Below are 21,782 nucleotides of genomic sequence, written 5' to 3'. Positions count from 1 at the left end.
CAAAACAGTATAGATGTTATATTACTTATTTGATTATTTAGAAAAACATTACCAGTTGCCCGGAGCGAGTTTATTTCAATTTATCTCGTTTCGTTCGGCAATGGCATTTGTGTTTTCTTTATTGATTTCTACAATTTTTGGTCGTCGTATTATTGACAAGTTAAGAAGGCTACAAGTTGGCGAAACTGTAAGGGATTTAGGTCTAGATGGTCAAGTACAAAAAGCAGGCACACCAACAATGGGTGGTATTATTGTGATTCTAGCTACGTTGATTCCTGTATTGTTATTCGCCAAATTGGACAATGTCTATATCATCATTTTAGTAGTTTCAACCGTTTGGATGGGGCTTATTGGTTTTATTGATGATTATATTAAGGTTTTTAGAAAAAATAAAGATGGTTTAAGAGGAAGATTTAAAGTATTGGGTCAAATTGGTTTAGGAGTATTCGTTGGTATGATGCTCTATTTTTCGCCACAAGTGGTCATAAAAGAGAAGTTAAATAATCCGGAAATTGTGCAAACCGAACAATTGCAAACTACAAATCCTTCCAATTTATTTGGTAAAGAAAAGAAATCCTTAAAAACTACAATACCAGGTGTAAAAAACAATGAATTTGACTATTCAAAATTAGTAACCTGGTTAGGCAAAGATTATGAAAAATACGCTTGGATTCCTTTTGTACTTATTGTAGTTTTTATCATTACTGCAGTATCGAATGGTGCCAATTTAACCGATGGTGTTGATGGTTTAGCGGCTGGTACTTCCTCTATAATTGTGCTGGCATTAGGTGTTTTTGCTTGGGTGTCAGGTAATATCATTTTTGCGAATTACCTCAATGTAATGTACATACCCTACTCAGAAGAGATGACCATTTTTATCGGTGCTTTTGTAGGTGGGCTTATCGGGTTTTTATGGTACAATACGTATCCCGCACAAGTATTTATGGGTGATACGGGCAGTTTGACAGTAGGTGGAATTATCGCTGTACTTGCAGTTTCTGTTCGTAAAGAATTATTGATACCAATATTAGCAGGCATCTTTTTAGCAGAAAATTTATCGGTGATGTTACAAGTTAGCTACTTTAAATACACCAAGAAAAAATATGGTGAAGGTAAACGCATTTTTTTAATGTCGCCATTACATCATCATTATCAAAAAAGGGGTTATCACGAGAGTAAAATCGTAGTAAGATTTTGGATTGTCGGAATTATGCTGGCGGTATTGTCAATTATTACTTTGAAAATTAGATAAAATGAAGAAGATAGTTGTGCTTGGAGGTGGCGAAAGCGGAGTTGGGACAGCAATACTAGCTAAAAAAAAAGAGTACGCGGTTTTTGTTTCGGATAAAGGAACAATTGCCGATAAATATAAAAAAGTTCTTTTACATAATGATATTCTTTTTGAAGAAGGAAAACATACAGAAAGTAAAATTTTTGAAGCTGATATAGTGATGAAAAGCCCTGGTATTCCCGATAAAGTAGCTCTAGTTCAAGAGTTACTAAATCGAAAAATACCAGTAGTATCAGAAATTGAGTTTGCTTCACAATTTACAGATGCCATGTTGATTGGTATCACAGGCAGTAATGGTAAAACAACAACGACCATGCTAACCAACCATGTTTTAAAAAAGGCAGAATTGCATGTGGGCATGGCAGGTAATATTGGCGACAGTTTTGCTTTACAAGTGGCAAATGAAAATTATGACAAGTATGTGTTGGAGCTAAGTAGTTTTCAGCTAGATGGAATCATTGATTTTGCACCACATGTTGCAGTAATAACAAATATTTCACCAGATCATTTAGATAGATATGATTACAAATATGAAAATTATATCAATTCTAAATTCAGGATAACCATGAACCAAACGGCAGATGATTATTTAATCTATGATGCCGATGACGAAGCCATTGAAAATTGGCTTAAAAACAATAAAACAAAAGCACAATTATTGCCTTTTTCACTAGAAAGATCATTTGAAAAAGGAGCATATATAAAAAAAAATAACATCATAATCAACATTAATTCAAACATTTTTACAATGAGCATAGCAGCACTAGCATTACAAGGTAAACACAACACAAAAAACGCCATGGCATCTACTATGATTGCCAAATTATTAGGTGTAAGAAATAATACGCTTAGAGAGAGCCTTGAGGATTTTGATAGCGTAGAGCACAGACTGGAACCCGTGTTAAAAATCAATGGAGTTCATTATATAAACGATTCAAAAGCTACCAACGTAAATGCTGCTTATTACGCATTGGATAGTGTCAGAACACCAATAGTTTGGATTGTTGGCGGAACCGATAAAGGCAATGACTACACATCACTCTTGCCTTTGGTTAGAGAAAAAGTAAAAGCTATCATTTGCTTGGGACTGGACAACTCAAAAATTATAGAAACCTTTGGTAATGTGGTCGATTTTATGATAGAAACCGCTGGTGCGGAAGAGGCTGTAAAAGTAGCTTATAAAGTTTCAGAAAAAGGTGATACGGTGTTATTGGCACCTGCCTGTGCAAGTTTCGATTTATTTGAAAATTACGAAGATAGAGGCAGACAATTTAAAGATGCTGTTAGACAATTATAAATGACAAAAGTATTAAAAAATATAAGTGGCGACAGAACCATTTGGGCTATCATTGCCGTATTGGCAATATTTTCCTTTCTCCCAGTGTATAGTGCAAGTACCAATCTAGTCGGTGTAGTCGGAAAAGGCACCACTCTAGGGTACTTGCTTAAGCACGCTATGTTATTGGTCTTTGGTTTTGTAATTATTTATGCTACACACAAAATTCCATTCAGGTATTTTAGCGGCCTTTCTGTATTGCTAATACCTGTGGTTTTGGTGTTGTTGGCTTATACTTTATATGAAGGAAAAACTATCAGTGGAGTAAATGCTAGTAGATGGATAGATATTCCCTTTGTGGGTATTGGTTTTCAGACCTCCACGTTGGCAAGTGTTGTGGTTATGATGTTCACGGCTAGGTATTTGGCAAAAAACAGGGAAAAGAAAATTTATTTTAAGGATAGTATCATTCAATTGTGGATTCCAGTTGGTATTGTATTGGCATTAATTTTACCAGCTAACTTTTCAACCACTGCAATTATTTTTTCAATGGTATTATTGATTGCTTTTTTAGGCGGATATCCACTTAAATTCATTGGAGCTATTTTAGGTTCAGGTATTTTGATTTTCACTTTATTTATATTGACGGCGAAAGCTTTTCCTGATGCTTTTAAAAATAGTAGAATCAATACGTGGGCAGCACGGATAGAAAATTTTTCCAACCCGGATGAAGATGCCAACTATCAAGCAGAAAAAGCAAAATTGGCTATTGCCTCTGGTGAAATTCAAGGTAAAGGACCTGGAAAAAGCGTACAAAAAAATTTTTTACCGCAATCATCTTCTGATTTTATTTATGCCATTATTGTTGAAGAATTTGGATCTGCAGGAGGGTTTATGTTAATGATACTTTATCTCGGTCTACTCTTTAGAATTGTAATTGTAGCTACAAAAACGGATAGCATTTTCGGGACATTATTGGTACTTGGCGTTGGTATTCCTATCGTGTTTCAAGCATTAATAAATATGGCGGTTGCTGTGGGATTGTTCCCGGTTACGGGGCAACCATTACCGTTAATCAGTACAGGAGGAACCTCCATATGGATGACTTGTTTTGCCTTAGGTGTAGTATTGAGTGTAAGTGCGGATAGAGAAGCGAAGATTGCAACAAATAAGAAAAAAAATGATGATAACCCCTTAAGCGTACTGCATGAAGCCATCGGTTAATATATTGATTAGCGGAGGTGGCACAGGTGGTCATATTTATCCTGCAATAGCGATAGCAAATGAATTAAAAAAGCGAAATAGGCATGCTAATTTTTTATTTGTAGGTGCTAAGGATAGAATGGAAATGGAAAAAGTGCCACAAGCAGGTTACGAAATAAAAGGATTATGGATTACAGGTTTGCAACGCAAGTTGACGGTAAAGAATATGTTATTTCCACTTAAAGTGTTAGATAGTTTGAGGAGTGCCAACAAAATTATTAAAAAATTTAAACCTGATGTAGCAATCGGTACGGGCGGATTTGCATCTGGACCCACATTGAGAATGGCTCAGAGAAACGGAATACCCACATTAGTTCAAGAACAAAATTCGTATCCAGGGATTACGAATAAGTTATTGGGGAAAAAAGTAAATACCATTTGTGTGGCTTATGACGGATTGGAACGGTTTTTCCCAAAAGGTAAAATTGTAAAAACAGGAAATCCTGTACGGCAAGATTTATTGGAAATTTCAACCAATAGAAAAGAGGCTCAAAATTATTTTAAAATTAATACTGTTCAAAAGACATTATTGATTTTAGGAGGCAGTTTGGGGGCAAGAGCAATAAATAGATTAATTGAAAAAAATATAGAATGGTTAGTAAAACAAAACGTACAGGTATTATGGCAATCAGGGAAATTGTATTTCCAAGAGTACAAAAAGTACAACGAATTAGAAAGCGTAAAAGTGCTTGAATTTATCAACAGAATGGATTATGCCTATGCAGCAGCGGATATCATTATAAGTAGGGCTGGGGCAAGTTCCATATCGGAATTATGCATTGTAGGGAAACCTGTAATTTTTATACCCTCGCCCAATGTAGCTGAAGATCATCAAACAAAAAATGCGATGGCCGTTGTAGATAAAAATGCAGCCATTTTATTAAAAGAAAGTGAATTGGATAATTTTCAATCCGAATTTGAAAATTTGCTAAAAGATAAAAATAAACAGCAAGAATTGAGTATTAACATAAAACAATTGGCATTGCCCAAAGCCACAGAACATATTGCAAATGAGGTTGAAAAATTAATCTTTTCACAGCTTGGCAATAAAAAGTAAAATGTCACCTCGAGCGGAGTCGAGAGGTTAACGTATAATTGAGAATGAATTTGAATTTAAAAAACATACATAACATCTATTTTATGGGCATCGGCGGCATCGGTATGAGTGCGTTGGCCAGGTATTTTAATGCCAATAAATTCTTTGTTAGTGGTTATGATAAAACACCTTCGCCGGTTACTAGTGGATTGGAAGACTTAGGGATTTCCATTCATTTTGAAGATGACATCTCATCTATAGACAAAAGGGTTTTTAATAAAGAAAAAACACTCATTGTTTATACGCCCGCCATTCCTGAAGACCATGTGGAGTACAATTATTTTAAAGATAATGGTTACACCATTTATAAACGCTCTGAAATTTTAGGGGCAATTACCAAAAACACTTTTTGTTTTGCCGTAGCGGGTACACATGGTAAAACAACCACATCAACTATTTTAGGTCATATTTTGCATGAAGCCAACGTCAATGCGACATCATTTTTGGGCGGAATTGCCGTAAACTATAATTCAAATTTAATTTTAGGAGGTGACGAGATTAGTGTGGTGGAAGCCGATGAATTTGACCGTTCTTTTTTAAGGTTATCTCCAAATATGGCTTGCATTACTTCAATGGATGCTGACCATTTAGATATTTATGGCGAAGCAGAAGCCTTGACCGAATCGTTCAATGATTTTGCCAATCTGGTTTCCGATAAATTATTTATAAGAAAAGGATTACCCATAAAAGGCATTTCCTACGGCATTGAAGAAAATGCGGATTACGACGCAAAAAATATTAGAATACAAAACGGGACTTACATTTTTGATGTGCAAACGCCATCAGAACTGTATGAAAATATTGAAATAAATATACCCGGAAGACATAATGTGCTAAATACTGTGGTCGCTTTGGCAATGGCTGATAGTTACGGTGTTCCGTTAGCTACCATTGCCGAAGCTTTAAAAACTTTTAAAGGCATACAACGCAGGTTTAATTACAAAATTAAAACGGATGATTTGGTGCTGATCGATGATTATGCTCATCATCCCACAGAAATTGATGCGGTGGCAAATGCGGTAGGAGAGTTATTTCCGAAAGAAAAGATACTTGCCGTTTTTCAACCTCATTTATTTAGTAGAACAAGAGATTTTATTGATGATTTTGCCAAAAGTTTGTCAAAATTCGATGAATTGATCTTGTTGGACATTTATCCCGCAAGGGAAAAGCCCATTGAAGGCGTAACCTCAGAATTGTTATTGAGTAAAGTGGATTCCAAAGAGAAGAAAATTTCATCAAAAGAAAATCTAATTGCAACTCTAAAAGCATCTGACGCCAAAATTATCGTGATGATTGGTGCTGGAGATATTGGTGTGCTGGTTGAAGATGTTTATAAAAATTTAAAATAATGAAAAAGTACATTCCATTACTAAAAGGCGTGTTATTGCTAATTTTTGTTGTGCTTCTTTATGGATTTTCATCTGCTAGAAACAAGACGAAGAGGGTGGAAAAAGTGAATATCAATTTTGAAAATGGCGATAATTTATTTATTACCTACGAAACTGTTAATAAATTGTTAGTACAAAATTTTGGACGACTACAAAGTCAGCCAAAAGAAAATTTATTTTTGAACAAGTTGGAAGAAACCCTGCTTACTAATGAAATGGTTGAAAATGCGGAAGTTTTTATAGATGTTGATGGCAAATTAGGAGCTTCTATCAAACAAAAGACACCAATTGCTAGGATAAATGATGGTGGAATGGCATATTATATGGACAGTAATGGTAAGAGAATGCCGTTGTCTTCAAATTATTCCGCCAGAGTACCCATTGTAGAGGGCATTGAAAACAATCAAATATCAAGCGAACTTTTTAAGTTGGCTACGATAATTGATAATGACGAGTTTCTTAAAAAGCAAGTGGTGGGAATTCAACAAAAGCCAGAAAATAAGTTTGTGCTTAAAACAAGAATCGGAAATCAAGAAGTTGAATTGGGCACACTTAACCAATTGGATCAAAAAATTAAAAAATTAAAAGTGTTCTATCAAAAAGTAATTAACGATAAAACCTTAAATAACTATAAAACAATTAACCTTGAGTACAACAATCAGGTTGTGTGCACAAAAAACTAAATTATGGAACAAGATAACATAGCCGTAGGACTAGATATTGGAACGACAAAAATTGTTGCCATAATTGGAAAAACCAATGAATACGGAAAGTTGGAAATTTTGGGCATGGGCAGGGCCAAGAGTATGGGCGTGCACCGTGGGGTGGTAAATAATATAACACAAACCATTCAATCTATCCAACAAGCTGTTGAAGAAGCAGAAAGTGTTTCCAATCACAAAATACAAGATGTGGTGGTGGGCATTGCAGGTCAGCATATACGTAGTTTGCATCATAGCGATTACATTACCAGACCCAATTCTGAGAAGGTTATTGATGAGTCCGATATTGAAAAACTAATCAATCAAGTACATAAACTGGTAATGCTTCCGGGTGAAGAGATAATCCACGTATTGCCGCAAGATTATAAGGTGGATGGTCAAGCGGAAATTAAAGCACCTATCGGGATGTACGGTGGTAGATTAGAAGCCAATTTCCATGTTGTTGTAGGACAAGTCTCATCCATAAGAAATGTGGGAAGGTGTATTAAAAGTGCAGGATTGGAACTGTCAAATATCACGCTGGAACCTTTAGCATCGTCTGAAGCAGTGTTGAGCCAAGAAGAAAAAGAAGCCGGTGTTGCACTAATTGATATAGGTGGCGGTACAACGGATTTAGCCATTTTTAAAGATGGTATTATACGTCACACTTCCGTTATTCCATTCGGGGGCAATGTAATTACAGAAGATATTAAAGAAGGTTGTTCTATCATTGAAAAGCAAGCGGAATTATTAAAAACAAAATTTGGATCAGCTTGGCCGGGAGAAAATAAAGAAAATGAAATTGTTTCCATTCCTGGATTAAGAGGTAGAGAGCCTAAGGAAATTACGTTAAAAAATCTTTCAAAAATAATTCATGCCCGTGTCGTAGAAATTATTGAACAAGTCTATTTAGAGATTAAGAATTACGGTCATGAAGAAACAAAAAAGAAATTAATCGCGGGTATTGTGTTAACAGGTGGCGGTGCAGAGTTAAAACACATCAAGCAATTAGTGGAATATATTACCGGAATGGATACCAGAATAGGTTATCCTAACGAGCACTTGGCCGGGAGTACCGATATTGATTTGTCTAGCCCTGCGTATGCAACCTCCGTTGGTTTGTTAATGAAAGGTTTAGAAGAGAGAAATAAGATAAAAAAATCTAAAAATAAAAAAGTGGCGGAACAACATCCTAAAGACAAAAAGTCTGGACATACAGAAAAAGTTGATAGAAAGTCAATTTTTGAAAAGTGGGCGGATAAGTTTAGAGAGTTTTTAGACAACGCAGAATAGAGCTGATAAAATGTTTTACAACATTTAAAAATATAAGAAGAATTATTAGAATCCCAAAAAAACAAAACTATGAGTACTGAATTTGAAAATCTTGCATTCGATTTACCCAAAAACCAATCTAGCGTAATTAAAGTAATTGGCGTTGGTGGCGGCGGAAGCAATGCCGTTAACCACATGTTTAAAAAAGGTGTTGCTGGTATAGACTTTGTGATATGTAACACCGATGAACAAGCTTTGCATAACAGCCCTGTAACCAATAAAATACAACTAGGGGTTTCCTTGACGGAAGGTCTAGGGGCAGGAGCTAATCCAGAAGTTGGTGAAGAAGCTGCCTTAGAAAGTATAGAGGAAATCAAAGCAATGCTCAGTACTCGTGCAAAAATGGTTTTTATTACTGTCGGTATGGGAGGTGGTACTGGTACTGGAGCGGCACCTATTATTGCTAAAGCCGCAAAAGAAATGGATTTACTTACTGTTGGGATAGTAACTATACCTTTTTCTTTTGAAGGAAAAATGCGAAATGACCAGGCTCAAAAAGGGATTGAAAAATTGAGCAAACATATAGATTCTTTGGTTGTTATCAATAACAATAAATTGAGAGAGGTGTATGGAAACTTAGGGTTTAAAGCGGGATTCTCAAAAGCGGACGAAGTATTGTCAACTGCTGCCATGGGCATAGCAGAGGTAATTACACATCATTACACTCAGAATATTGACTTAAAAGACGCTAAAACAGTTTTGTCCAATAGTGGTACCGCCATTATGGGCTCTGCAATAGCAACCGGTCAAAACAGAGCTCAAGAAGCGATTACAAAAGCATTGGATTCTCCGCTATTGAACGATAATAAAATCACGGGAGCTAAAAATGTATTGTTACTTATTGTTTCTGGAACTACTGAAATTACCATTGATGAAATAGGTGAAATCAATGATTATATTCAGAGCGAAGCGAAAAGCAATGTTGATATAATTATGGGTGTTGGTGAGGATGTTGAATTAGGAGAGTCAATAGCCGTAACAATTATTGCAACGGGTTTTAATAAGGAGCAACAGCGGGAGATTTCTCATACTGAGGCTCCAAAAATTGTTCATGATTTGGAACCATCCAAGTTTTATAATGAACCTATTGCGAAAGAAGAGCCCATTGACAAGCCTATCGTTAAACATAAGTTAGAACTAGATAATGATGAGATAGAGGTTAAAACCTCTGAAATAGGCATAACACCTAAATCAGAAGCAATTAACAATATGGATGTAATTTACGACGATGTAAATGGTGATGAGGACTTGGATGAATTTGTAATAAAACCCGTAGCTAAAAAAGAAGAAATCAATGAAATGGAGCCTGTGGAAACACAAGGTATGTTAACTTTTGATTTGCCTTTAACTCCCAAGCGAAAAGCAGAAGAATCTGACACAGAGCAAAGCGAAGTCAGACACTCTTTATCGGCTTCAAGTATTAGGGATATTGAAGTTATAGATCCGTTGTGGGTAAAACCAACCGTAACCTTTGATGGAAAAATAAAACACGGATTGGAGAATTTTATGGATGATGATGTAAAAAAAAATGCTAAACCGTCGGAGGAAGTAAAAGATGAAGAATTAGTATTTAATGTTAGGGTTGAAAAAAAAGAAGTTGAAAATAAGGAATCAACAATGGATGAAGAAGAATCACCATTAAGCCTAACTATTGAAGAGTTGCAAAAGAGAGCAGATGACAGAAGAAAGAAAATGAAAGATTTTAATTATAGGTTTACCAATAGACCAAGTAATAATGAAGAATATCAAAGTAAGCCAGCCTATAAAAGAATGGGTGTTGATTTAGATGATATTGAACCTTCATCTGAACCTACAGAAAATAAATCTAGAATATCATTAAGCTCAGATGACAATGATGATATTCAGTTACGATCTAATAATTCGTATTTGCATGATAATGTGGATTAATTAGTATTTAGTTTTGTTTGTGAAACCCAAAACAATGTAATAATTGTTTTGGGTTTTTTTAGTGAGACCCAAATTTTTGCATTACAAAAATTTGCTGGTCGAACTAATCCCGCTGCACAGCGGAATCTTTAAAATAAAACTTTTAATTGCCGTTAAAAACTAAATGATGTTGATTATCTTTGCATTTCTAAAATTAGGAACATGAGTTTACAAAATAAAGTAATGGAAAAACTTAAAGAAGCTATGAGGGCAAAAGATGCTGTTGCCTTAGAATCTTTAAGAGCTATAAAATCAGCTATATTATTGGCTCAAACCGAATCAGGTGCCAAACAGGATTTAACAGAAGCTGAAGAGTTAAAACTATTACAAAAATTAGTAAAACAACGAAAAGACAGTGCTGCACTTTACAAAGAGCAGGGCAGAACAGATTTGGCAGAACCAGAATTGGCACAAGTGGCTGTAATAGAGCAGTTTTTACCTGAGCAAATGAACGAAGATGAACTGAAAAGTGTAATTGCAAATATTATTGAAAAAACAGGAGCCTCTTCAATGAAAGACATGGGCAAGGTAATGAGTATGGCTTCAAAGGAATTAGCAGGTAAAGCAGATGGTAAGGCAATTTCTAATGTAGTAAAATCATTGCTCACTTAAGTTTTGTTAATAAATTGATTGCGTAAGTCGATTTTAATTTAAGAATTAGTTGGTTTACAATTCTCATGACTAAAATCTAAAGTCTCACATCTAAGTATTGGTCCCGTACCTGCCGGCAGGCAGGGTTCAGCTGAATAGAATATCAGATTTCGGCTCTGATATAAAATAAGTATTATGATTAATGTATATGTTCTATTAAGTGAAAAATTTAATAGAACTTATACAGGAACGACCAAAGATGTAGAGAAAAAATTAAAACAACATAATTCAAAATATAATAAATCAACAAAACCTTATGTTCCATGGGTTTTGATATATAGTGAACCATTTAATACTGGAGTTGAAGCAAGAACAAGAGAAAAATATCTAAAGTCTGGAATTGGTAGAGAATTTATAAAGAGTATAATTAATAACTGGCCCCGTAGTTCAACTGAATAGAATATCAGATTTCGGCTCTGAGGGTTACAGGTTTGAATCCTGTCGGGGTCACTAATAAATCGAAAACCTGTGCGTAAATTCAAGCTCGCTTGAATTTTTGAGCACAGGTTTTTGATTTTCAAAGCGGAGCTTTGTCAGGAAGGGTAAAGCCAATCTGTCGGGGGTCACAAATAAAAATTTAAAAGTGAGGTTTTGTAAGATTTATAGAGGCATATTCTTACAATGGTAGCTATTGCCTTGAATAACAAGGTTCTAATGAATGTTATTTTTTATTGAATTATTAAATTCGTAATCTTATCAAATAAAAATTCTGACAACTTTCCTAAATTCCAGTCAGCAACGGTTGATTTAATTTGTGATATGTTCCTTGCCCCAACAACAACCCTGTCGGCTTCTTTAACAGAAAATAAATATTGTTGGCATAAAGTAGATAAAGATATGTTATTTTTATCGGCAATTGCTTTGACTTTAATCGCGTTATTCAAATCCTGTTCGGTAATCCATTCGCCATCGGCACCTTCGTTTTTAAATTTTTCAAATCGGTTACCTAATAATCCAAAGTGCAAGGGAGAAGCGGCATAGTATTTAATTTGCTCATTTTGGTATTGCTGCATTTCGCCTCTAAATACACTCAAATTACAAGCATTCATTCTTAAAAACCCAGAAGCTACTTCAAAATTTTCTTTGGTAACATAAGGCATAAACGCCTGTGTGGGATTACCGCCCACACCTAAACTTTTTACCAATCCCTGTTGTTTAAAAGTTTTTAACGTGTTCAATATTTCCTCTATATTGTCCATAGGAACCAGTTGCGGTTCGTGCAAAAAGAGTAAATCAATTTTATCTATCCTTAGCACTTCTAAGCTGTTATGTAGGCTACGCTTCATCCCTTCCGTAGAATAATCGAGTTTGGTTTCAAAAGCATCTTTACCTCTTAATCGCCCAACCTTTGTGCTAATAAATGGTATTGAACCCTTCCACTCATTAAGAGCTTTACCGACATAAATTTCTGCATTCGAATAAGAAGGTGCAGTGTCTAAAACAGAAATACCATTTTCAAGAGCATAAAGTACAGCATCAATAGATTCTGCCTCATCAACAGATCCCCAAACGCCACCAATTGCAGCAGTACCATAAACCAAACGGCTTTGGTTGTCAAAAGCGGCACTTTTTTTATAATCTCCTTTTAAATATGTTGGTTTCATGTGTCTATTTTATTGCTTTTTTTGTTCGCTATTAATCAATTCTTTAGGTAATAACACTTTTAGTATGCTCGTTTCATCATTAGTACTTTATTAAATCGGCACTCATGCCAGGCTCTTGTGGAATTTTATATTTTCCATCAACGATATTTACGGGGTTTTTAAAATGCTGTTTTAAATGTGGAATATGCTCTAAGAACAACGCTTCATGACCCATACCTATATGATTGAACAATACCAGGTGCTGGTGTATTTGACCCATATCGCCCACATGAGGAACTACTGGAATATTGTATTTTTTGGAAAGCAAACTAATCGTCAAAAATTCGGAAATGCCTCCAACCCTAACGGCATCAACCTGATTAAAACTCATACAACCTGATTGAATAAAGTTTTTAAAAATAACCTTATTGGGAACATGCTCTCCCAATGCTAATTTTATGGGGGAAATTTCTTTTGCTAAAGTGATGTGTGCCATTAAATCATCGGGATGTGTAGGTTCTTCAATCCAAAAGGGGTTCATTTCTTTTAGGGATTTGCTCATTTGAATGGCCTGTGGTAAATTCCATTGTTGGTTGACATCTAACATAATTGTAGCTTCGTCTCCAGCTGTTTCTCTAACCATAAAGGCACGCCTAAGATCTCTTTCCATACCGGTTGAGCCCACCTTTAGCTTCATAGCGGTAAAACCCAAATCCATGGCTTTTTTAATGTTGTCTTTTACTTTTTGGTCGGAATAATTAAACCAACCTATAGAGGTATCATAACCAGGGTAACCAGATAATAGAATGCCTTCACGATCTTTTTTGGTTTGGTTTGTATTTGCTAAAATATTAATAGCTTCTTCTTTTGTAAGTTCATCTTCTAAATAACTCAGATCTAAAGTGTTTACAAGTTCTGTTGGAGAAATTTCCAATAACAATTTCCATAACGGTAAACCTCTTGATTTTGCCCACAAATCATAACAAGCATTGGTTACAGAAGCCAAGGCTAAGTGTACAACACCTTTATGTGGACCTAACCATCTAAAATTTGGATCATCTGCCATGGCTTTAAAAGTTGAACCAAAATCGGACATCAACGCATTGATTTCTTTACCCTCAATGTGTTTAGCCAAATGTTTAATGGCTTCACAGACTAGGTTATTTCCTGTGCCGAGTGTAAATGCAAGGCCTACTCCTTCCAATTTGCTCTCTGTTTCCAACCTACAAACGGCATAGGCATAGACAGGTGTGGTATGTATAGCATCTGAGCCTGCACCATCGCTGAGTTCGTATCTTGAGTCAGACACGGATATTTTTTTTATAATTAATTCTTTCATTTTAAGTTTTCTAATTGTGTTTATTGTAACCTCTGTCTTTATTCTTATTTAGTAAATCAGTTAGTTCTTTTACTTTTGACGGAAGTTTATCGTAAAGGTTATTTTTTTCAGAAGGGTCATTTTTTAAATTATAAAGTTGTCCGTTTGTTGCAACGGGAATATCTTCAATTTTTAAATTTTTACTAAAACCACCAGAATCTTTTCCTAAAATTAATTTCCAATCACCATGTCGGATAGCAAATGTTCCATCAATAGAATGGTGTACTATAGAGTTCCTTTCAGGATTACTGGTTACTTTATTAAATAAAGCATGAGAAAAGTCAAAGCTATCTTCTAGAAGAGAATTGTTTTGTCCTTTTCCTAAAATGGAAGTTGCCGTAGCAAAAATATCGGTAGTGCAAATAATTTTATCACTGGTAGTGTTTTTTTTAATTTTATTTGGCCAAGAAACAATAAATGGAACTCTGTGACCACCTTCCCAAATATCAGCCTTCATACCTCGCCATTTTCCACTTGGGTTATGTCCATATTTTAAGACAGAGGCAATAGCACCTCCCATGTCTTGTCCATCCCTTTGCGGAGAGCCATTGTCAGAAGTGAAAATAAGTATGGTATTTTCTAACTGTCCGCTTTTTTCCAGAGCCTCAACAATTTGTCCAACAGACCAATCAACTTCATTAACAAAATCGCCATACAGCCCAGCTTTGCTTTTCCCTTTAAAATCTTTAGTCGGTGCAATGGGTGTATGCGGTGCTGTTAATGCAAAATACAAGAAAAAAGGGTTCTCTTTGTTAGATTGTTCCTGAATATAATTTACTGCTTTTTTAGTTATAGTGGGCATTACTTTTTCTAATGACCACCCTTCAACCATAGGACCCGGACCACCATACATGGTATCAGGTTTTATCTGATTTGGAATTTGAACAAATTTATTATTTTCTATAAAAGCATAGGGTGGAAAATTAGGAACGTCATCTCCAAAATAATAATCGAATCCCGCTTCTAACGGACCACCGCCGATTTCTTTTGAAAAATCAATATTTTTCCAAAGCTCATTTCTGCCTTTCAGATTGTAATCGCCAATTTTTATGGTATCGTTCATAAAATGATTATCCTTATTAGAAGCCCATCTCCAACCCAAATGCCATTTACCTATACATGCGGTTGAGTAGTTTCTGATTTAAGCATTTTAGGAAGTGTCTGTCTTGCACTATCTATTAGTGGCCTATCCCACATCCAAAGTACACTATTTTTCAATTCTGTACGCCAGGCGTATCTGCCAGTTAATAATCCGTATCGGGTAGGGGTACAAACGCTACTTGGTGTATGTGCATCAGTAAATATCATACCTTTTTCGGCAAGCAAATTAATATTGGGTGTGGGTATTTTGGAGTCTGGGTTATATACTTCAGGATCGCCATAGCCCAAATCATCTGCAAGAATAATAATGATATTAGGTTTTTTAGTGGTCTTTTTACAGGAATAAAATTGACTTACAGTTAAAAGAAAAATGAGAGAAAATATTACAGTTTTAAATTTCATATTTACTTTTTTAGTTTTCTATAGTTGCTAAATCAACTAAAGGTTTATTCATTTCTAAAGCAATAACGGACACATGGGCATTTGGCAAATTCTCAGGTAATAAAATGTTTAGCACTCTTTTTTTTACGGAATAATCAAGAGCAACATTGTCATCAAGGAAATACGCTTTTTTAACCTTATACCCTTTGGGAAGTTTTAGTTTAAGCTGGTCTTCTGGTTTTTTTAACAAGTGTATGAATATAGTATTGTTCTTATGTGTACTTACATAGTTTACGGTTGGTAAATAAGGGCCTCCACGCGTTCCATAAATAGCGTCACCATTAACCTTTAACCAATCACCAATTTCTTTTAACCGATCAATTTGTCTTTGTTCAATTCTACCATCGTGCATTGGGCCTACGTTTAATAATAAATTGCCATCGCCACCAACTGTTTGAACCAGCGTTTGTATGCACTGTTGTGTTGTTTTTAATTTGTCGTTGGGTTTCCACGCCCATTGATTAGCAATAGTTATGCACGATTCCCAAGCGTTTTCTATATCAAATTTTCCAATTTCTTGTTCTGGTGTAGCATAATCTCCGGCATACTTATAACTTTTTGTAATGCCTGCCATGCCTTCACGCCCTTTATCAACACGATTGTTAATGAGAAGTTCATCATCTAACCCCCTAAGGTAAGCATATAAGTCCATGCCCATTTCATGCGTCCATGCCCATTCCCATTCGCCATCAAACCAAAATAATGTAGGGTTATAATTGTCAATCAACTCTTTGAGTTGATTCTTCATATAGACAATATATCTATCCATTTTAGCCTTCACAGCAGGGTTTGTAATGTCCTTTTCTATATGATACTCATACTCTTTGTCGGGATATTTTACGGGGTAATCTTCGTGATGCCAATCACAAATAGTATAGTATATTCCGAAATCTATACCTTCTTTTTTACAAGCTTCTGCCAGTGGTTTTAAAATGCCTTTGCCGTACAGGGTGTTTCCCATATCGTAATCAGTATATTCACTATCCCACAAACAAAAACCATCATGATGCCTGGCAGTAAGCACTATGTATTTCATACCGGCATCTTTTGCGGCATTTACCCATTTAGTGGCATCGAACAAGACGGGATTGAATTCTTTGTAAAGAGCATCATAGTCTTCTTTAGGCACCTGAACACCTCTTGACCAACTAATTTCAGTTCCGCGTAAAGCAACAGGTCCCCAATGGATAAACATTCCAAACCTGTTGTCCTGAAACTTTTTTAGTGATTTTATGTTGGTTTTTAAATTAGGATTTGCTTCGCCGCCACCACTCGAGTTTTGAGCCACAAGCAATGATGGAATTAATAATAAAGCGATTAGTAATAAGTTGGAAAATTTTGTAATGGTTTTCATAATTTTTTATAGATGTTAATAGAAAATAATGTAGAGCACAATCATAATGACAACTAGTAAATAGCTCATATATTTTACTGATTTGGATGCTGAACTAGCATTCACTTTTAAATAAAATTCCTCAGGAATGGTTTGGGCTGATTTGTCAAAAAACGTAATCAATCCATAAATTATTGATGATATAATAAAATAAATGTAGGCTTGCCGTAGCCAATTAATGCCCAACCCATCTGGACTGGAAATATAATTGGGAATACCATTGACAATCGCATATTTTTCTATGAGAAATATTATGGCCGCAAAAAGACTACCACCTAATAATGTATAAAAAGAAGCATTGGAAGTTCCTTTTCTAGTAAGAATTCCCCAAAGAAACACAGCAACAATTGAAGGGGCAAAGATGGCAAACATCTGATTTATCAATTCAAAAATGCCGCCTAAATCTCCTAAAAATGGGGACCAAATAACAGCTAATACCAACACGACTACACCCGTAATTCGTCCAATCCTGATTTTTGAGGCATCTGATAAATTAGGTTTTAATTTATTAAAAACATCATATACAATTAACGTGGAACAACTATTTAATGCGGCCGCCACGCTACTCATAACGGCGGCCAATAATGCGGCAATCATCAATCCGCTAAGACCAACGGGCATTAATTTCATAATCATAATGGGCAATACACTTTTGGTATCTTCACCAATGTCATTTTTAAATAGTACAAATGCCAAAATACCGGGAACAACCATTATAAATACCGGTAATATTTTAAGGAAACCTGCAAATATTGCTCCGAGTTTTGCCTGTTTTTCAGACTTGGCACCTAAAGCTCGTTGTACTATGGTCTGATCTGTACACCAATACCAGATACCTAATATCAGATGCCCAAATAACATATCTAAGAAGGTAAATCCTTTTTTGGCAGAGTCAAAACTTACTGCTTTTAACCGATCAGGATCTGCCGCCTCTTTGAAGGATTCATAAGTAAAAATACCAAGATCAGGTAATTTGTAAATAGCAAGTACGGTAATGATTAATGAACCAAATACTAATATTATTGTTTGTACGGTTTCTGTTACAACCACCTAAACCAAGCCTCCAATTACGGTATAAATACCTGTGGCAACGGCAATAATTACAATAGATAAAACAATATCCAATCCGAACATTTTTTCAAAGACAACGGCTCCTGCATAAAAACTAACACCAATATGCATAAACAGGGCCGCCATTATACTGAAAATGGCCAAAACCACGCGTGACCGGGCATCATATCTTTTTTCTAGAAATTCTGGTAAGGTAGCAATCTTTGTGCGTAAATAAAACGGAATAAAAATAAAGGCAAGAATCAACAGTTCAAAAGCAGAAAACCACTCAAAATTACCCCAAACAATACCATCTTTAAATCCTGATTCTGCCAGACCTACCAGATGTACCGTTGAAATGTTCGAAGCAAATAGTGAGGCTCCGATAACAGGCCAAGTCAGAGATTTACCTGCCAAAAAATAGCCTTCGCTCGTTTTTTTCTTTTTTCGACTATACCATAAGCCAATAAAAACTATTGCTAAAAGGTAAATGACTACTACTACAATGTCAATAGTTGAAATTGTGTTCATAAACGTTAATTTTTATGTAGATTATTAAAAACATTTTGTCCTTTCTCGGTCATAAACGGAAAAATTAATCCCCAAATATGGTTGGCCATTTCACCAGGTTTTTTAAAATCATAGCTGGTGAGGATGCCTTCCTGATTGACCCAAAATGTTATTAGAATTCTAATTGTATGCTGCAAACGTATATAGTATTTTAAATCGTTTTGATCGATAATTAGCCCTTCTTTTATAAAACCGATAAAATAATTTTGCATTTGATTTTTTCGCTTATTTAGCGTTTTTTGGAGCAATTGGTTTACTGATGGGTAATTTCTTGATATTTCCATGATATCCAAATTAAAAAAACCGTATTTAACTTGAAACAGTTCAAGTTCATGTAAAAGCAAATCAAATTTTTCAAAAGAGTTTACACCCGATTCTTCTTGCTCGTAGTAAGCAGTTATCTCTTTGGACATCTTTTTGTAGATGGCTAAAAGTATGGCTTCTTTAGTGTTAAAATGATATTCAATATTACCATGGCTTTTGTTCATCCGTTTAGCAATATCTCTGCTACTTATATTGCCTATTCCATGTTCTTTATACAATTCGATGGCAGTATTTAGAATAGTAGCTTTGGTTTTCATTTAACATGTTAAATTTAGACAAATATAAAAAAATTAGGGCGAATGCCCTAATTTAGGTAAAAAAATACTATATTCGTTGCTCAAAAACTGAAAACATTTATATGCTACCGTAAAAAAAAAGTATTGATTGTTATTGATTTTAAGGTAGCTTAAAGAGCCTGTTTGTTATAAATTTGAAAGAATTTAATTAGATGCCTTTTCAATGAAAAATGTTCTTAAAATAATGCATAAACTTTTCTATTTATTTTTTTTGATGGTCATTGCTTGTTCGGCTCCAAAATCAAATTTTTTAGAAACCATAAATTCTTTGGAGCACATTGATGGCAATGAAACTTATAGTAATGCCCCCTATATGACCCCTGGGAATCGCTTATATACTGTAGGTCATCAAAATGGGACTTTTCCAGAAATAGGCTGGCACATAGATAAAGAAATGGGTGGTATTTGGAATCATCCAATTAAATTAATGGATGGTTTTGAAGCTTCTTTGCAAATAGAAAATGAAAGTTTTGAACTGAACAAGGCAACACGATTTGCCCAATATTCATTCTCAAATGTATTAGAATATGTTTGGGAAGAAAAAGGTTTAAAAGTAACCCAAGTACAATTTGCTCCCGACGATATGGAAGGGATGATTATTCAATATCAAATTCAAAATTATAATACAGAAAAGTTAAAAACAACATTTCAATTTAACGGACATGTAGATTTAAGACCCACATGGTTGGGCGAACGCACAAATATGATAGATGGTCTTGATACCATAGCTTTTAATGAAGCTGAAAGTGCTTGGGTTGCCAAAGACTCGAACAATCCTTGGTACGTCAAATTTGGAAGTGATGTAAAACCGTCTAATTTTGAAAAAGTTAGTACACGTTATCAAGGCAAGGGTATTAGTGGTAGCTTATCTTACAACATAGTAGTGCCCGCAAACGGACAACTTTTAAAGAATTTTTATATAGCAGGAAGCTATACATCAGAAAAAGCGTTGCAATCCACGTATAAATCTTTAAAAACAGATGCACTCAAATTATTAAAAGAGAAAAATGAGCGTTACGTTGAGATTCAAAGACCTACGGAATTGCACACTCCAGATTCTACCTTGAACAAAACCTTTAGATGGTTGAAATATACAGCCGATTGGTTTGTAAGAACCGTACCGGAAATAGGAAGTGGAATGGCGGCAGGCTACCCAAATTTCCCTTGGTGGTTTGGTTGTGATAGTGAATATGCCTTACAAGGATATTTAACAATCGGCAGAAACGATGTTGCCTTAAATACCATAGAGCTTTTGCAAAAAATATCTGAAAAAAACCATCCACATGGTAGAATTGTACATGAAATATCTACCAATGGAGAAATATATGATACCGGCAATATGACGGAGACCCCTCAGTTTGTGACTTTGTTATGGAAGGTGTATCTATGGAATGGGGACAAACAGTTCTTAAAAAAATACTTTACGCAGGTTAAAAAGGGATTAAATTGGTTGTTGACCGAACAAGACTCTAATAAAAATTTAATTCCCGAAGGTTATGGTATGATGGAAATTCATGGACTTAATAGTGAAATGATAGATGTTGCTGCCTACACACAGAAAGCATTGGTAAGTGCTTCTAAAATAGCATACGTTCTTGGTGAAGAAGGACTTGCAAAGACTTACACGGCACAAGCGGAAGAATTAAAGGGGACCATAAATAGGGAGTTTTGGTCCGAGAATTTTCATTCATTTGCCGACTTTATAGGGACAGACCAGCAAGCATTAAGTTTAATAGAAACCGCCATTGGGCGAGCTAAAAAATTAGAAAAAACTTGGGCTGTTAATGAGCTTTTAGAAACCAAAGAATTTATTAAAAAGAATCCTTCATCTAAACCTAGGCCTTTTGTGTTACACCATAATTGGGTAGTAAATACACCAATGGAAGTTGGTATAGCAGATACTGAAAAAGCTGATATAGCTTTACAAACGGCAAGACAGTTTACAAATCCGTTTGGTACTTACGTAACGGGTATAGATAGGAATGCTCCCAAAGAAAGTCAATCTGGAACAGTAAAACGCCATGCAAACTTTTATGTATCTGCAGTGATGACATTACCCACGGGAGTGTCTGCAATTGCAGAGAATAATTATGGAAATCCTGACCATGCGTTAGATTATCTAATAAAAATGTGCAACAGTTTCAGTTATGCCTCACCAGGAACTATGTACGAAGTTTCCCCAGATCATGGCGAATTTGTACAGGCTTGGAATATTTATGGTTTTGGTGTAGCTATTATAGAACAGTTTTTTGGTGTACAACCAAATGCAGCAAAAAAGGAAGTGCATATAAAACCGCAAATGCCAACAAAATGGAATGATGTTTCCTTAAAAAATCTTGCTATTGCAGATAATGAATTATCCATTATATACATCAAAGAAAACGATACAATCTCTTTAGAAATTCAACAACAAAAAGACTGGAAGATAACTGTAGAGCCACCAAGAGGTTATGAAATAGCAAGTACTAATGAAGTTGAACCTCGAAAAACCAGTTGGAATTTTACATTAAAGAAATAAATTAAGTCGGTTGGCGGTTAGCAGAGTTAGAAATATGCTTTACACAATTTAATACTAATAGAACCAAGTTAACACTTTTAACATACTTAACTTATAGGCGGTAATTGTATTTTCTGTAAAAAAGTATTGAATATTTCTTATTTCAAGGTAGCTTAAACAAGAAGATTGCTATAAATTTGAAAA

General features: G+C 35.1%; 15 protein-coding genes, 1 tRNA gene and 2 pseudogenes. 12 read left to right on the top strand and 6 right to left on the bottom strand.

Annotated elements, in window-relative coordinates:
* Positions 1 to 13: 13 nt before the first annotated feature.
* The 11 genes from mraY (at position 14) to UMM65_RS04645 (ending at position 11,395) form a co-directional block, all read left to right on the top strand.
* A complete protein-coding gene (gene mraY / locus UMM65_RS04695; protein ID WP_321975323.1) occupies positions 14 to 1,252 on the top strand; it encodes a phospho-N-acetylmuramoyl-pentapeptide-transferase in 1,239 nt (412 codons plus the stop codon).
* Position 1,253: 1 nt separating this feature from the next.
* Positions 1,254 to 2,588: a UDP-N-acetylmuramoyl-L-alanine--D-glutamate ligase gene (murD, locus tag UMM65_RS04690; protein WP_321975322.1), complete on the top strand. Its 1,335-nt coding sequence runs from the start codon at positions 1,254 to 1,256 to the stop codon at positions 2,586 to 2,588.
* Entirely contained in the window at positions 2,589 to 3,791 is a 1,203-nt protein-coding gene (locus UMM65_RS04685) for an FtsW/RodA/SpoVE family cell cycle protein (RefSeq protein ID WP_321975321.1), read from the top strand. It begins immediately after the preceding gene.
* Complete coding sequence (gene murG / locus UMM65_RS04680; RefSeq protein ID WP_321975320.1) at positions 3,775 to 4,887, top strand: undecaprenyldiphospho-muramoylpentapeptide beta-N-acetylglucosaminyltransferase; 1,113 nt, start codon at positions 3,775 to 3,777, stop codon at positions 4,885 to 4,887. The genes UMM65_RS04685 and murG overlap by 17 nt, the downstream gene beginning before the upstream one ends.
* A gap of 50 nt (positions 4,888 to 4,937) precedes the next feature.
* Entirely contained in the window at positions 4,938 to 6,275 is a 1,338-nt protein-coding gene (gene murC, locus UMM65_RS04675) for a UDP-N-acetylmuramate--L-alanine ligase (protein WP_321975399.1), read from the top strand.
* Positions 6,275 to 6,997, top strand: coding sequence for a cell division protein FtsQ/DivIB (locus tag UMM65_RS04670; protein ID WP_321975319.1), 723 nt, complete (start codon positions 6,275 to 6,277; stop codon positions 6,995 to 6,997). Before murC ends, UMM65_RS04670 begins: the two co-directional genes overlap by 1 nt.
* A gap of 3 nt (positions 6,998 to 7,000) precedes the next feature.
* Positions 7,001 to 8,308, top strand: a complete 1,308-nt coding sequence (ftsA, locus tag UMM65_RS04665) for a cell division protein FtsA (protein WP_321975318.1) — start codon at positions 7,001 to 7,003, stop codon at positions 8,306 to 8,308.
* Between the two features lie 69 nt (positions 8,309 to 8,377).
* Positions 8,378 to 10,255, top strand: coding sequence for a cell division protein FtsZ (ftsZ, locus tag UMM65_RS04660; RefSeq protein WP_321975317.1), 1,878 nt, complete (start codon positions 8,378 to 8,380; stop codon positions 10,253 to 10,255).
* A 201-nt stretch (positions 10,256 to 10,456) separates the two neighbouring features.
* Complete coding sequence (locus UMM65_RS04655; protein WP_321975316.1) at positions 10,457 to 10,906, top strand: GatB/YqeY domain-containing protein; 450 nt, start codon at positions 10,457 to 10,459, stop codon at positions 10,904 to 10,906.
* Positions 10,907 to 11,080: 174 nt separating this feature from the next.
* Complete coding sequence (locus tag UMM65_RS04650; protein ID WP_321975315.1) at positions 11,081 to 11,344, top strand: GIY-YIG nuclease family protein; 264 nt, start codon at positions 11,081 to 11,083, stop codon at positions 11,342 to 11,344.
* A tRNA-Arg gene (locus UMM65_RS04645) sits at positions 11,322 to 11,395 on the top strand. Before UMM65_RS04650 ends, UMM65_RS04645 begins: the two co-directional genes overlap by 23 nt.
* 218 nt (positions 11,396 to 11,613) lie before the next feature.
* On the opposite strand, the gene UMM65_RS04640 is transcribed toward UMM65_RS04645, so the two are convergent.
* The 6 genes and pseudogenes from UMM65_RS04640 to UMM65_RS04610 form a co-directional block, all read right to left on the bottom strand.
* A complete protein-coding gene (locus UMM65_RS04640) occupies positions 11,614 to 12,549 on the bottom strand; it encodes an aldo/keto reductase (RefSeq protein ID WP_321975314.1) in 936 nt (311 codons plus the stop codon).
* A 79-nt stretch (positions 12,550 to 12,628) separates the two neighbouring features.
* Positions 12,629 to 13,867 (bottom strand): enolase C-terminal domain-like protein, encoded by a 1,239-nt coding sequence (locus tag UMM65_RS04635; RefSeq protein WP_321975313.1) that lies wholly within the window; start codon positions 13,865 to 13,867, stop codon positions 12,629 to 12,631.
* Positions 13,868 to 13,877: 10 nt separating this feature from the next.
* Positions 13,878 to 15,409: pseudogene (locus UMM65_RS04630) on the bottom strand (sulfatase family protein).
* A 10-nt stretch (positions 15,410 to 15,419) separates the two neighbouring features.
* Complete coding sequence (locus UMM65_RS04620; RefSeq protein WP_321975310.1) at positions 15,420 to 16,802, bottom strand: alpha-L-fucosidase; 1,383 nt, start codon at positions 16,800 to 16,802, stop codon at positions 15,420 to 15,422.
* Between the two features lie 15 nt (positions 16,803 to 16,817).
* Positions 16,818 to 18,422: pseudogene (locus UMM65_RS04615) on the bottom strand (sodium:solute symporter family transporter).
* Between the two features lie 5 nt (positions 18,423 to 18,427).
* Positions 18,428 to 19,042 carry a TetR/AcrR family transcriptional regulator gene (locus tag UMM65_RS04610; protein ID WP_321975309.1) on the bottom strand — a complete coding sequence of 205 codons (615 nt, stop codon included), beginning with the start codon at positions 19,040 to 19,042 and terminating at the stop codon, positions 18,428 to 18,430.
* 223 nt (positions 19,043 to 19,265) lie between these two features.
* Here UMM65_RS04610 and UMM65_RS04605 point away from each other — a divergent pair, with 223 nt between their 5' ends.
* Positions 19,266 to 21,599, top strand: coding sequence for an alpha-L-rhamnosidase-related protein (locus UMM65_RS04605; RefSeq protein ID WP_321975307.1), 2,334 nt, complete (start codon positions 19,266 to 19,268; stop codon positions 21,597 to 21,599).
* Positions 21,600 to 21,782 lie beyond the last annotated feature (183 nt).

This window comes from Aureibaculum koreense (genome assembly GCF_034296135.1).
Classification (GTDB): domain Bacteria; phylum Bacteroidota; class Bacteroidia; order Flavobacteriales; family Flavobacteriaceae; genus Aureibaculum.
The sequence above is the reverse complement of the archived record's forward strand: the minus strand, read 5'-3'. Positions and strand labels throughout refer to the sequence as shown.

Excerpts from the sequence above, each read along its gene's own strand:
- mraY (WP_321975323.1), top strand. The coding sequence starts at position 14 with ATGTTATATTACTTATTTGATTATTTAGAAAAACATTACCAGTTGCCC.
- murD (WP_321975322.1), top strand. The coding sequence starts at position 1,254 with ATGAAGAAGATAGTTGTGCTTGGAGGTGGCGAAAGCGGAGTTGGGACA.
- UMM65_RS04685 (WP_321975321.1), top strand. The coding sequence starts at position 2,589 with ATGACAAAAGTATTAAAAAATATAAGTGGCGACAGAACCATTTGGGCT.
- murG (WP_321975320.1), top strand. The coding sequence starts at position 3,775 with ATGAAGCCATCGGTTAATATATTGATTAGCGGAGGTGGCACAGGTGGT.
- UMM65_RS04670 (WP_321975319.1), top strand. The coding sequence starts at position 6,275 with ATGAAAAAGTACATTCCATTACTAAAAGGCGTGTTATTGCTAATTTTT.
- ftsA (WP_321975318.1), top strand. The coding sequence starts at position 7,001 with ATGGAACAAGATAACATAGCCGTAGGACTAGATATTGGAACGACAAAA.
- ftsZ (WP_321975317.1), top strand. The coding sequence starts at position 8,378 with ATGAGTACTGAATTTGAAAATCTTGCATTCGATTTACCCAAAAACCAA.
- UMM65_RS04655 (WP_321975316.1), top strand. The coding sequence starts at position 10,457 with ATGAGTTTACAAAATAAAGTAATGGAAAAACTTAAAGAAGCTATGAGG.
- UMM65_RS04650 (WP_321975315.1), top strand. The coding sequence starts at position 11,081 with ATGATTAATGTATATGTTCTATTAAGTGAAAAATTTAATAGAACTTAT.
- UMM65_RS04640 (WP_321975314.1), bottom strand. The coding sequence starts at position 12,549 with ATGAAACCAACATATTTAAAAGGAGATTATAAAAAAAGTGCCGCTTTT.
- UMM65_RS04635 (WP_321975313.1), bottom strand. The coding sequence starts at position 13,867 with ATGAAAGAATTAATTATAAAAAAAATATCCGTGTCTGACTCAAGATAC.
- UMM65_RS04620 (WP_321975310.1), bottom strand. The coding sequence starts at position 16,802 with ATGAAAACCATTACAAAATTTTCCAACTTATTACTAATCGCTTTATTA.
- UMM65_RS04610 (WP_321975309.1), bottom strand. The coding sequence starts at position 19,042 with ATGAAAACCAAAGCTACTATTCTAAATACTGCCATCGAATTGTATAAA.
- UMM65_RS04605 (WP_321975307.1), top strand. The coding sequence starts at position 19,266 with ATGCATAAACTTTTCTATTTATTTTTTTTGATGGTCATTGCTTGTTCG.